General features: G+C 70.0%; 10 protein-coding genes. 5 read left to right on the forward strand and 5 right to left on the reverse strand.

Going from position 1 to position 12,984, the window contains the following annotated elements:
• Positions 1-141 precede the first annotated feature (141 nt).
• Positions 142-846 (forward strand): glutathione S-transferase, encoded by a 705-nt coding sequence (locus SLW55_RS07655; protein ID WP_043091767.1) that lies wholly within the window; start codon positions 142-144, stop codon positions 844-846.
• A 221-nt stretch (positions 847-1,067) separates the two neighbouring features.
• Here the strand turns inward: SLW55_RS07655 and SLW55_RS07660 are convergent, their stop codons facing one another.
• The 5 genes from SLW55_RS07660 to SLW55_RS07680 all read right to left on the reverse strand — a co-directional run bounded on the left by SLW55_RS07660 (position 1,068) and on the right by SLW55_RS07680 (position 6,031).
• Positions 1,068-1,901 carry a DUF3014 domain-containing protein gene (locus SLW55_RS07660; RefSeq protein ID WP_295923787.1) on the reverse strand — a complete coding sequence of 278 codons (834 nt, stop codon included), beginning with the start codon at positions 1,899-1,901 and terminating at the stop codon, positions 1,068-1,070.
• Positions 1,902-2,040: 139 nt separating this feature from the next.
• Positions 2,041-3,246: a lysozyme inhibitor LprI family protein gene (locus SLW55_RS07665; RefSeq protein ID WP_043091764.1), complete on the reverse strand. Its 1,206-nt coding sequence runs from the start codon at positions 3,244-3,246 to the stop codon at positions 2,041-2,043.
• Positions 3,247-3,300: 54 nt separating this feature from the next.
• Complete coding sequence (locus SLW55_RS07670) at positions 3,301-4,899, reverse strand: hypothetical protein (protein ID WP_320744906.1); 1,599 nt, start codon at positions 4,897-4,899, stop codon at positions 3,301-3,303.
• Between the two features lie 105 nt (positions 4,900-5,004).
• Entirely contained in the window at positions 5,005-5,424 is a 420-nt protein-coding gene (locus SLW55_RS07675) for a GNAT family N-acetyltransferase (protein WP_226980455.1), read from the reverse strand.
• Positions 5,425-5,551: 127 nt separating this feature from the next.
• Positions 5,552-6,031, reverse strand: a complete 480-nt coding sequence (locus SLW55_RS07680; protein WP_010344366.1) for a DUF3574 domain-containing protein — start codon at positions 6,029-6,031, stop codon at positions 5,552-5,554.
• Positions 6,032-6,273: 242 nt separating this feature from the next.
• Between SLW55_RS07680 and SLW55_RS07685 the strand changes: the two genes are divergently transcribed.
• The 4 genes from SLW55_RS07685 (at position 6,274) to otsA (ending at position 12,835) form a co-directional block, all read left to right on the forward strand.
• The gene (locus SLW55_RS07685) at positions 6,274-8,712 is read left to right on the forward strand and encodes a TonB-dependent receptor (RefSeq protein WP_320744907.1); all 2,439 of its coding nucleotides are present in this window, start codon (positions 6,274-6,276) and stop codon (positions 8,710-8,712) included.
• 145 nt (positions 8,713-8,857) lie between these two features.
• Complete coding sequence (gene otsB, locus SLW55_RS07690; RefSeq protein ID WP_153751074.1) at positions 8,858-9,610, forward strand: trehalose-phosphatase; 753 nt, start codon at positions 8,858-8,860, stop codon at positions 9,608-9,610.
• 76 nt (positions 9,611-9,686) lie between these two features.
• Positions 9,687-11,468, forward strand: a complete 1,782-nt coding sequence (locus SLW55_RS07695; RefSeq protein ID WP_295941344.1) for a glycoside hydrolase family 15 protein — start codon at positions 9,687-9,689, stop codon at positions 11,466-11,468.
• Positions 11,465-12,835 carry an alpha,alpha-trehalose-phosphate synthase (UDP-forming) gene (otsA, locus tag SLW55_RS07700; protein WP_017916188.1) on the forward strand — a complete coding sequence of 457 codons (1,371 nt, stop codon included), beginning with the start codon at positions 11,465-11,467 and terminating at the stop codon, positions 12,833-12,835. The genes SLW55_RS07695 and otsA overlap by 4 nt, the downstream gene beginning before the upstream one ends.
• Positions 12,836-12,984 lie beyond the last annotated feature (149 nt).

Raw genomic sequence — 12,984 nt, forward strand, 5'->3', positions numbered from 1 at the left:
CGTCCGCGACGTCTGTATACACCTCGCGGGACGGCGGCGACGCGACGTGACGTCCGCCGCACTCCGGTACCAGACAGTCACACGCCGCTACCGCAACGGCGGCTACCCTCGGCGCTCCCGTCCCCACGCACAGGCCCCGCCATGCACTACGAGCTCTACTACTGGACCGGCATCCAGGGCCGCGGCGAGTTCGTGCGGCTGGCGCTGGAGGATGCCGGCGCCGGCTATCGCGACGTAGCGCGCGAGCAGGGCGATGCGGCGCTGCAGCCCTTCCTCGACGGCGCCCATGCCGGCGCACGCCCGTTCGCGCCGCCGTTCCTCAAGGCCGGCCGGCTGGTGATCGCCCAGGTCGCCAACATCCTGCACTACCTCGGCCCGCCGCTGGGCCTGGTGCCGGACAGCGAATCGCGGCGGCTGCAGGCGCTGCAATTGCAGTTGACCATCGCCGACCTGGTTGCCGAGGTCCACGACAGCCACCATCCCATCGCCAGCGCGCTGTACTACGAGGATCAGAAGGCCGAAGCGCGGCGGCGCGCCGAAGACCTGCGCAAGCAGCGGCTGCCGAAGTTCCTTGGCTATTTCGAACAGGTGCTGGACCAGGGCGGCGGGCGCCACGTGCTGCGCGAGCATTCCTACGTGGACCTGTCGCTGTTCCAGCTGATGAGTGGGCTGGACTACGCCTTCCCGCAGGCGATGAAAAAACTCTCGCCGAAGCTGCCGCGGCTGCGCGCGCTGCAGCAGCGCGTGTGCGAGCGCCCGGGCATCGCCGCCTACCTGGCCTCGCCGCGGCGCCTGCCGTTCAACGAGAACGGCATCTTCCGTCATTACCCGGAATTGGATGGCTGAGCGAGGCTGGACGTCCGGCGTCGGCCTGCCACGTCCGTTGAAAGACCGCCGTCATGCCGTGGTGATCTATGGTGTAGCGCGTCGGGACTGAAGTCCCTCCCACAAGGGCGCTTCAGGCGTGGCCATAGGCGCTTTCCCGCATGAGCGGCTCGAGGTGGCCTCGGGCCGCTCCTGCCAAAAACAAAAAGCCCGCATGACGCGGCACGCGCCTCGCGTCTGGCTCAGGTCCGCGTCAGGGCTTCGCGCACCGCACGCAATTGCGCCTTGACCGCGGCGGCCTGGGTCGGACCCATGCGCAGCAGCGCCTTCTGACCGATCGACAGCGATTCCAGCGCCGGATCCACGAAGCGGTACTTGCCGCGCACCGGGTCGACCTCCACCGCCAGCGGCGCGGTCGGCGTCGGGGTCTGCAGCAGGTGGTCGATCACCTGCACCAAGCGATCGTTGAAGTAGCCCTGTGGATAGCCCAACTCCACATAAGCCTGCTGGAACAGCGGATAGAAGCGGCGATAGGCCGCCACCGCCGTGCCCGGATCGGCCCGGGTGAACGCCTCCACGTAGGGCGCATAACGCTGTGCGTTGGCGTCGGCAATGACGCTGGCACCGCTGGCATCGGTGCTCACCTGCAGCTCGCCCGGCACCTGCTTGAGCGCCAGGGAGCGTGCCGTGACGCGGCGCTGGGTCAGGTTGTCGACCATGGTCACCAGGCGCTGGATCAGGTGGTCGCGCAGCAGCAGCGCCAGCGGTGCGTCGCCGCCGGCCAGCGCGCTCAGTGCAGACCAGGCCGCATCGTCGCTGGCGGCCAGCGCCGGAATCGCCGCGTCGGCGGCTTCCGCGGCATCGATCGGGTGCTGGATCGGCGGCGGCGTTGCCGCCGCGGCAGGCGCGTCAGGCGTTGTCGGCGCGGCCGCGGCGGGCGGCGGCGCGACCGCGGCAGGTGCGGGCGCAGCGGCGGGCCACAGCGCGGCGATGTTGGCGCGGAACAACCATGCCGCAGCGGCGGCCACCAGCACGGCGACCAGGATCCACGGCCAGAACGAAGGACGCGACTGCATGGGATGCACATCTCCATCGGACAATGGAGGTGTGACCGCCGCGATGCGCACCGGTTCCAGCGCGGGACGGCCAGCGTTCAGCCTAGATGCACGCCTTGCGCGAGGCGCCAGCGCCCCACCAGCGCCGCGTACGCGACCATTACCCCTGCGGGCCTTCGGCAAAGGCGATGCGCGCACCGACCCAGGCTGCGACCAGCGCCGCCGCGACGCGGTCGGCCTGCGCCGCCGGCATCGCCTTGTGCGCGATCATCCATTGCGCCGCAGCAGCGCGCGCCGGCTGCAAGGCCGCCAGTGCCGCCTTGCGATCGGCCTGCGGCCACACGCTCGCATCGTGCCACGCGGCGATGGCGGCGGCCGGATCGCCGGGCGGCTCGGCGCCCTTGGGTTGTTTCAGCAATAGCAGCGGCGACACCGTGGCCTGCAGCGACAGCACCCGCCATGCGGCGAAATCCGCGTAGCGCATGGTGCCCGCGTCGTCGGAGACGCGATCCACCAGGCTGCCGAATGCCTGCTGCAAGCGCATCCATGCGGGTTGATCGAACAGGCCGGGCAACGGCCGGCAGATCGGCGCGGAAAGATCGCGGCTGGAGCCATACAGCGGGCCCATGGCGTCGTAGGCGGCCTCGCCCTGCGCGGCGAACACGAAACAATGCACGTAGGGGCGCGGATTCGGCTGCGTGGCCGCATCCGGCGTATAGCCGCTGCGTTCGATCCATAGCCGCAACAGGGTCAGGTCGCGCGCTTCCCCGGCCTGTCGGCTGCTCGGCTCGGACGTGTCGAGCAGCCCGGCGGATACCCCGTCCTGCTGCCGCAGGGCGGTGCTAGCGGACGCGAACCGGGCACGCGCTTCGGCCGCCGCCACCCCGGCCGCCGGCACGAAGCGATGCAGGTACACCAGCCAGGCCGAGGCCAGACCACCATCGTAGGCGCGCAGCTGCGCCGCCGCCGCGGCAGGCGTGGTGGGAATGCTGGCGACGATGCGGTCGAAGCGCGCCGCCTGCGGCGCGAACTCGGCGTCCAGCGCGCGTACCCGCGCCTCCATCCGCTGTTTCAGGCAGGCCCCCGGATCGGTCTCGGCCAGGCAGCTCTGGCGCTGCGCCAGCCAGTCGCGCTGCGCGTTGCGCACGCCAGGCCGCTGCGCCGCGGGGACCACGTCGCGCAGCGCCGCATAGCGCAGGGCCAGCCATTCCTCCGTGGCGTCCAACCGCTTGTCCGTGCACAACAGTCGCTCCACCGCCGTGGTTGCCTTGCTGCAATCGAACGACACCGCGCCGGCCTCGGGCATCCAGCTCAGTGCCAGCAGCAGTGCCAGCGCACGCATGCGCAGGCCAGGGCAAGCGTTCATGCCATCCTCCTCTCGTGCATCGTTGCGATCCCGGCACCGCTTGTCGCGCCGCCGTCAGTCCACCAGCACCGCGCGCGGCTTCTGCAACGACAGCAGGCCGAGCAAGGCGGCCAGCACCAGGTAGCCACCGACGAACTGCCAGGCGATCAACTTGGGCACGCCGCTCAGCGTCCACGGCAGGTACAGGCCGCCACGCGGGTCCACCGAATGGATCAGCCCGAACAGAGTCAGCCCGGCCGCCACCAGCAGGAACGCGGCGGCGCGACGCAGGCGGCCGTCGACCATCGCCGCCACCGAGGCGATCCACAGCATCGCGGTGATGATGAAACCGTTGCCCAGGGTCAGGATCACCGCCAGCTCGGGCAGGCCGTGGCCGTCGAGCGTGGTGGTGAGTTTGGCCAGCTGCTCCGGGGCGATCCAGCCCGGCGCCTTGATCGCCAGCAGATAGGCCACCGACGGCAGGAAACCCAGCACCATCGCGCCGGCATGGCGCTTGGGCGTGGCCTGGAAGGCCTGGGTGGTGATGTCGATGGCGACGTAGACGATGATCGGCGCCAGCACCGCCATCGGCAGCCACTGCACCAGGCCGGCGACCAGCCCGAACATGCCGCCCAGGCCGATGAACAGGCCGGTGAGCAAGGTGTAGCCGCTGCGCGCGCCCATGTGCTTGTAGGCCGGCTGGCCGATGTACGGCGTGGTCTGGGCGACGCCGCCGCAGACACCGGCGATCAGGGTCGCGCCGGCCTCGACCAACAGGATGTCGCGGGTGCGGTAGTCGTCGCCGGCGGCACGTGCGCTTTCGCTGACGTTGATGCCGCCGACCACCATCAGCAGGCCGAACGGCAGCAACAGCGGCAGCAGCGGCACCGTGTCGGCCAGGCCGGCGACGAACCCCAGGCTCGGCCACGGCAACACCAGTTGCGGCGCGCTCCATTGCGGCGCCTGGTGGCCGGGAATGCCGATCCCCGCGGCGTTGGCCCAGTAGTACAGGCCGGTACCCAACGCCAGCGCCAGCGGCACCCCCGGCAGGCGCCACGGCAACCGCCCCTTGGCGATCAGCACGTACAGCAGCAGGCCCAACACCACCAGCCCGACCAGCGGCGTGCGCAGCGTCTCCAGCAGCGGCAGGAAGCCCATCAACACGATGGCGATGCCGGCGATGGAGCCGAGCAGCGCGGCGCGCGGCAAGGCGCGGGTGACCGCATCGCCGAAGAACGACAGCACCGTCTTCAGCGCGCCCATCACCACCAGCGACGCCATGCCCAGGTGCCAGGTGGCCAGCGCCGCGGCCTGCGGGTCCAGGCCCTGCTGCTTGTAGCGCACGAACGCCGGGCCGAGCACCAGCAGCGCCATGCCGATGCTGGTCGGCGCATCCAGGCCCAGCGGCATCGCGGTGACGTCGCTGCGCCCGCTGCGCGCGGCCAGCCGCCGCGCCATCCAGGTGTAGAGCAGGTTGCCGACCAGCACGCCGAAGGCGGTGCCGGGAATCATCCGGGTGTAGATGACCTCGACGGGGAACTGGAACAGGCCGACCAGCGCCAGGGTGATGAAGCCGAGGATCGACAGGTTGTCGACCACCAGGCCGAAGAAGCCGTTGAGGTCGCCGGCGACGAACCAACGCGGACGCGGCGAGACAGGAGCGGGAGTGGACATGCGGGCAGTGGCGGCGTTGGGGGTCGAGGGATGGTAAGGGCAAGCGGCACCGTCGGATCGGTGCACGCGCAGGATGCCGTTTTCCGGCGACGGCGCGCCGCGGCGCTACAGCGGCAGATGCAGGAACTGGTTGAACGCGCTCGGCACGTAATCGCCGAACGCCGGCCCGTTGCGGAAGCCGCGCCGGCGATACAACGCCAGCGCCGGCGCGAACGCCGCGCCGCTGCCGGTTTCCAGGCTCAGCCGCTGCAGGCCTTCGGCGCGGGCGACCGCGATCAGATGGTCGAGCAGCGCCGCGGCCGCGCCCTGGCGCAGGAACGCCGGATGCGTGCGCATCGACTTCAGTTCGCCACCGCCCTCGCCAAGCACCCGCAGCGCACCGACCGCGGCCAGCGCATCGTCGCGCCACAGGCTCCACACCCGCACGTCGGTGCGCCGCAGACCGGAAACATCCAGCGCATACACGCTTTCCGGCGGCGACTGCGCATGCATCTGCTGCACGTGGTACTCCAGCAACCCACGCACCGCCGGATCGTCAAGATCACCAGGCCGAATCACGAACGGCCCCGCACTCACTGCAGCGGTCCGCTTTTGCGAATCCCCGCTTTCCACAGCCGAACGGCTGGTCATCCCCACTCCCCAATCCCCGCGGTCAAAACGACACGTCCACCGCCTGCCGCGCCCACAGCACCGACTGGTGCCCGGTGGCCTGCTTCCACGCCAGCCGGATCGCCTCGATGTCGGCGCGGCGCTGCGGGGTGTCCTCGTGCAGGATCACCAGCACCTTGGTGTTGAGCCGGTTCGGCTCCTTGGCGCCGCGGAACAGCCACTGGCCGTAGGCATCGAACACGGTCAGGCCGTCGGGAAAGCGCGGCGTCACTTCCTTGTCCAGGAACGCGCGCCAGCGCGCCTCGCTGATCGGCTCGGCCTGCGGGCGGTCGGCCGGGCCGCTCTCCTCGCCGACGCCGAAATACAGCTCGCTGCGCACCCAGCCGCTGGCCTGCGCCGGCCGCGCCGCATCGCCCTGCATGGTCGCGCTGACCTTGCTCGGCGCGGTGGGCGCAGACGGGGCGACGCTGGCGCAGGCGCTCAGGGCCAGGAGGACGGCGATCAACGGGGCACGCAGCAGCATTGGCAAGGTCTCGGTCGGAAGGGGCAGGCAACACACGATCGTAGGCCAGGTGCGGACCAGGCCGGATAACCGCCGGGCATGAGCTCATGCCCGAGCGCACCGAACACACGGCTCGCACATCGCCTTAACGTCGAGCTAATATATCGCTTCATCCGGATGGATGCAGCAAACTTTGCCGACCCCAGTCGCCGCCATGGCCGGCGCGGCCGGTCTCGATGGTCATCGTTTCAGGAGAGAACCCCATGTCGTCCCCGTTCGTCAGGCCGCTGAGCCTGGCCATCGCCCTGGCCCTGGCGGCCCCCGCGTTCGCCCAGGACGCCACCCCGGCCACCACGACCAACCTCGATACGGTGATCGTCACCGGCACCCGCGCCAGCGGCCGCACCTTGCTCGAATCCACCGCCCCGGTGGACGTGCTCAGCGCCGAGGACATCCGCAAGGCCGGCGTGGTCAACGGCGAACTCGGCAGTGCGCTGCAGGCGCTGCTGCCGTCCTTCAACTTCCCGCGCCAGTCCAACTCCGGCGGCGCCGACCACGTGCGCGCCGCGCAGCTGCGCGGGCTCTCGCCCGACCAGGTGCTGGTGCTGGTCAACGGCAAGCGCCGCCACACCTCGGCGCTGGTCAACACCGACAGCAAGATCGGCAAGGGCACCACCCCGGTGGACTTCAACGCCATCCCGATCAGCGCGATCAAGCGCATCGAAGTGCTGCGCGACGGCGCCGGCGCGCAGTACGGCTCCGACGCGGTGGCCGGGGTGATCAACGTGATCCTCGACGACGACCCGGACAGCGGCGCGCTGGAAGCCAGCTACGGCGCCAACCACACCGACGTCAAGCCGATCCACCGCACCCTCACCGACGGCCAGACCGGCTATGCCAGCGGCAAGGTCGGCACACGCCTGGGCCAGGACGGCGGCTTCTTCAAGGTCGGCCTGGAACTGAAGAACCACGAGGCCACCAACCGCGCCGGCTTCGACCAGATCCCGCCGTTCGAGGAACAGACCCCGGCCAACCTGGCGCTGGCCGGCAAGCGCAACTATGAACTCGGCGACGGCGCCAGCAAGGATCTCAACGCCTGGCTCAACGGCAAGCTGCCATTCGGCCAGGGCAGCGAGGTCTATGCCTTCGGCACCTACAACCAGCGCGACACGCAGGGCGCCAACTACTTCCGCTACCCCGACGGCGCCGCCAACTGGACCCAGGTGTATCCGCAGGGCTACCGCCCGGTGTCGCTGGGCGAGAACCGCGACCTGCAGGCGGTGCTCGGCGCGCGCGGGCAATGGGGCGAATGGGCCTACGACGCCAGCCTCGACTACGGCCGCAACGACTTCACCTACCGGCTCAAGCACTCGCTCAACGCCTCGCTGGGCCCGGGCAGCCCGACCCGCTTCAAGACCGGCGACTACGCCTTCGCGCAGGGCGTGGCCAACCTCGACCTGAGCCGCAGCTTCGACGTCGCCGGCGCCACCCACACCGTGGGCACCGGCGTGGAGCTGCGCCGCGAGCACTACCGCACGCGTCCGGGCGACCCGGCCAGCTACGCCGCCGGCCCCTACACCGACCGCCCCACCGGCGCCCAGGCCGGCGGCGGCCTGACCCCGCAGGATGCGGCCGACCTGTCGCGCAACGTCGCCAGCGTCTACGCCAGCGTGTCCAGCCAGTTCGGCGACAAGCTCTCCACCGACCTGGCCGCGCGCTACGAGCACTACCAGGATTTCGGCGGCGAACTGACCGGCAAGCTGGCCGCGCGCTACGAGTTCGTCCCGGCATTCGCCCTGCGCGGCGCGATCTCCAACAACTTCCGCGCGCCGTCGCTGAGCCAGATCGGCTACGAGGCCAGTTCCACCGGCTACAACGCCAACGGACAGTTGCTGCAGGGCCGCCTGCTCTCGGTCGACAACCCGATCGCGCAGGCGCTGGGCGCGCGCACGCTGCAGCCGGAGAAGTCGCGCAACTACAGCCTGGGCTTCACCAGCCGCGTCGGCAGCCACTTCGACCTGTCGCTGGACCTGTTCCAGATCGACATCGACAAGCGCATCGCGCTGTCGGAAAGCATCGACGGCGATGCCCTGACCGACTTCGTCGCGCAGCGCTTCGGCATCACCGGCCTGCAGAGCGCCAGCTTCTTCGTCAACGCCGCCGACACCCGCACCCGCGGTGCCGAACTGGTCAGCAACTGGCGGCAGGCGCTGGGCCAGGGCCAACTGCAGCTGACCGGCACCTGGAGCTACGCCAAGACCGAACTGGAGAACGTGGTGGCCACGCCGACGCAGTTGCTGGCGCTGAATCCGGACTACGTGCTGTTCGGCGTGGAAGAGCGCAACACCCTGACCGAGGCGACCCCGCGTACCCGCGCGCAATTGGCGGCGAACTGGAGCGACGCGCGCTGGTCGCTGCAGACCCGCGTCACCCGCTACGGCAGCGCCACCCGCGTGTTCGACTTCGGCGGCGGCTTCGCCCCGGAGCAGACCTACCGCGCCAAGTGGCAACTCGACGCCGAGGTCGAATACCACCTCACCCCGCAGTGGAGCGTGGCGGTGGGCGGACAGAACCTCACCGACGCCTACGCCGACCGCTCCAAGCCCGACATCGCCTACTTCGGCAACCTCCCTTACGACGTGCTGTCGCCGATCGGCAGCAACGGCGCTTACTACTACGGGCGGGTGCGGTACACCTTCTGACGGAGGTGTGGGGAATGGGGAGACGGGAATCGGGAATGGGTAAAAGCAACGGCAGCGCGCGCAGGCACCGCTTTTGCTCTTCCCATTCCCGATTCCCGGCCCCCAATCCACCTGACGCTAACGCCCGCTGCGCCATCATGGCCGGATGGCAGACGCGCTCCCCCTCCGACCGCCGCCGCCGCGTCTGGACGATGCCTGCGCATTGTTCCTGGACGTGGACGGCACTCTCATCGCCTTTGCCGAACGCCCCGACCAGGTGCAGTTGCTGCCCGAGGTGCGTGAGGCGATCGGCCGCCTGCACCAGCGCCTGGGTGGCGCGGTGGCGCTGGTCAGCGGACGTCCGCTGACGCAGCTCGACGCCTTGTTCGCGCCGCTGCGGCTGCCCGCCGCCGGCCTGCACGGCCACGAGTTGCGCAGCGACGCCGACGCGCAGGCGGCGATGCCCGCCGATACCTCCGACTTTCTCCATGCGCTGCATGCGCGCGCCGCGCATCTGCGCCAGGCGCATCCGGGCGTGCTGGTCGAAGACAAGGGCGCCAGCGTGGCCCTGCACTGGCGGGCCGCGCCCAGCGCGGCCGAGGCGGTGCTGGCGTTCGCCGACGAACAGATCGCCGACCTGCCCGGTTACCGCCTGCAGCCCGGCGACCACGTGGTCGAGTTCGTGCCCGAAGGCAGCGACAAGGGCGTGGCGCTGACCACGCTGCTGCAGCAACCGCCGTTCCGCGGACGCCGCCCGGTGTTCGTCGGCGACGATCTCACCGACGAATTCGGCTTCGCCGCGGCCAACCAGGCCGGCGGCTGGAGCGTGCTGGTCGGCACCCGCGCCGACAGCGTCGCCACCTATGCGCTGCCCGATCCACGCGGCGTACACGCCTGGCTGCGCGATAACGCCGGATGAGGCCAGCGCAACGCCCGCCCGTCCGCGCCCCGTGGCCGTTTCCCCCACTGCTTCCGCACAAGGACCCGACCGCTCCATGAGTTCCCCCAATCTCGACCTCGGCGTCATCGGCAACGGCAGCTTCGGCGCCCTGATCGACAAACGGGCCAGCGTGGTGTGGAGCTGCCTGCCGGCCTTCGACGGCGACCCGGCGTTCTGCGCCCTGCTCTCCCCGCGCGCGCATCCTGGCGGCGATTTCAGCATCGAGCTGGAAGACTTCGTCGACAGCGACCAGCACTACCTGGCCAACACCGCGATCCTGCGCACCGTGTTACGCGACGCCCACGGCGGCGCGGTGGAGGTGATCGACTTCGCGCCGCGCTGGCGCAACCACAGCCGCTTCTACCGCCCGGTGAGCATCATCCGCCAGGTGCGGCCGCTGGCCGGCAACCCGCGCATCCGCGTGCGTGCGCGGCCGCTGGCCGACTGGGGCGCGCGCCAGCCGGAGAGCACCTGGGGCAGCAACCACGTGCGCTGGCTACTGCCGGACTTCACCCTGCGCCTGACCACCGACGTGCCGGTGCGCTTCATCCGCGACGAACTGCCGTTCGTGCTCAACCACCCGGTCAACCTGATGCTGGGCGTGGACGAATCGCTGACCCGCTCGCTGACCGGCTACATCCAGGAAGCGCAGGAACGCACCGAGGAATACTGGCGCGAGTGGGTGCGCTATCTGTCGGTGCCGCTGGACTGGCAGGAGGCGGTGATCCGCAGCGCGATCACCCTGAAGCTGTGCCAGTACGAGGACAGCGGCGCGATCATCGCGGCGATGACCACCTCGATTCCGGAAGCGCCGGACACCCCGCGCAACTGGGACTACCGCTACTGCTGGCTGCGCGACGCCGCCTTCGTGGTGCGCGCGCTGAACCGGCTCGGCGCCACCCGCACCATGGAGCAGTTCCTCGGCTACATCTTCAACATCGCCACCACCGACGGCAGCCTGCAGCCGCTGTACGGCATCGGCTTCGAGGCGGCGCTGGAGGAACACGAGGTCGAATCGCTGGCCGGCTACCGCGGCATGGGCCCGGTGCGGCGCGGCAACCTGGCCTGGATCCAGAAGCAGCACGACGTGTACGGCAGCGTGGTGCTGGCCTCCACCCAGCTGTTCTTCGACCTGCGCCTGAAGGATCCCGGCGACACCCACACCTTCCTGCGCCTGGAGCCGCTGGGCGAGCGCGCGTTCGAACTGCACGACGTGCCCGACGCCGGCCTGTGGGAATTCCGCGGCCGCGCCGAGGTGCACACCTATACGAGCGCAATGTGCTGGGCCGCCTGCGACCGCCTGGCCAAGATCGCCGCGCGGCTGGGCCTGGAAGACCGCGTGGCGTATTGGCGCGAGCGCGCCGAGCGCATCCACGCACGCGTGCTGGCCGAGGCCTGGAGCACGGAGCTGGGCCACTTCACCGACACCTTCAACGGCCACCGGCTGGACGCGTCGCTGCTGTTGCTGGCCGACATCGGTTTCATCGCCCCGGACGATCCGCGGTTCATCGCCACCGTCGAGGCGATCGGCCGCGATCTCAAGCATGGCGATGCGCTGTACCGCTACGTGGCGCCGGACGATTTCGGCGAACCGGAGACCAGCTTCACCATCTGCACGTTCTGGTACATCGACGCCCTGGCCGCGATCGGCCGCAAGGAGGAGGCGCGCGAGCTGTTCGAGCGCATCCTCGCCCGGCGCAATCACCTGGGCCTGCTGTCGGAGGATCTGGCCTTCGACAACGGCGAAGCCTGGGGCAATTTCCCGCAGACCTATTCGCATGTCGGCCTGATCATCGCCGCCATGCGCTTGTCGCGCAGTTGGCAGGAGGCGTCATGAGCAGATTGGTGGTGGTATCCAACCGCGTGGCCTTGCCCGGCGAGAACCGCGCCGGCGGCCTCGCGGTCGGCTTGCTGGCGGCGCTGAAGGAGCGCGGCGGCGTGTGGTTCGGCTGGAGCGGCAAGACCGTGCGCGGCGACAGCGGCGCGATGCACGAACAGACCCAGGGCGATATCCGCTTCGTCACCATGGATCTGAATCGCGCCGACCTGGACGCGTACTACAACGGCTTCGCCAACCGCACGTTGTGGCCGCTGCTGCACTTCCGCCTGGACCTGGTCGACTACGACCGCGCCACCCGCGAGGGCTACCGGCGGGTCAACGCCATGTTCGCCGACAAGCTCGCGCCGCTGCTGCGCGAGGACGACACGGTATGGATCCACGACTATCACCTGATTCCGCTGGCCTCGCTGCTGCGCGAGCGCGGCATCGGCTGCCGCATCGGTTTCTTCCTGCACGTGCCGTTCCCCTCGGCCGACCTGATCCAGGCGCTGCCGGACCACGCACGGCTGTTCTCCGGCTTCTACGCCTACGACCTGATCGGCTTCCAGACCCGCCGCGACGTCGACCGCTTCCAGGCCTACGTGCGCCTGTTCGGCGGCGGCAAGGTGATCAAGGACGGCGTGCTGGAGGCGCCGGGCGGGCGCCGCTTCCGCGCGGCCATGTTCCCGATCGGCATCGACACCGAACTGATCGCGCAGCAGGCGCGCGCGGCGATGTCCAAGCCGGCGGTGCGCGATCTGCGCAGCAGCCTGCGCGACCGCCAGCTGGCGATCGGCGTGGACCGGCTGGACTACTCCAAGGGCCTGCCGGAACGCTTCCTCGGCTTCGAGCGCTACCTGGAACGGCATGCCGACCAGCGCGGCAGCCTCACCTATCTGCAGATCGCGCCGGTTTCGCGCGGCGACGTCACCGAGTACAAGCAGTTGCGCAACCAGCTCGAGCAGATCGCCGGTCACATCAACGGCGGCCACGCCGAGCCGGACTGGACGCCGCTGCGCTACGTCAACCGCAACTTCACCCACGCCACCCTGACTGGCTTCTATCGCGCCGCACAGGTCGGCCTGGTGACGCCGCTGCGCGACGGCATGAACCTGGTGGCCAAGGAGTACGTGGCCGCGCAGGATCCGGAGAATCCCGGCGTGCTGGTGCTGTCGCTGCTGGCCGGCGCCGCCGATGAACTGAAGGAAGCGCTGCTGGTCAATCCGCACGACCTGGACGGCGTCGCCGACGCCATCGCCACCGGCGCGTCGCTGCCCAAGGCCAAGCGCATCGAGCGCTGGCAGGCGATGATGGACCACCTGCGCAAGCACGACATCAACGCATGGCGCCAGCGCTATCTGCAGGCGCTGGAAAGCGTGCGCTAGCCGCGGCACACGCGTTGCGCCACGCGGCGCGCGCAGCGCCAGCGCGCCGCACGATCGCGCCATGCTTCGTCTCTCTGCAGCGCATGACGCAGTGTTCCGCATGCCATCACGGCCCGACGACCTGCGCCGCCTAAAATAGCCCGCACGCG

The organism is Xanthomonas sp. LF06-19, assembly GCF_034105425.1.
GTDB classification, from domain to species: Bacteria; Pseudomonadota; Gammaproteobacteria; order Xanthomonadales; family Xanthomonadaceae; genus Xanthomonas_A; species Xanthomonas_A sontii.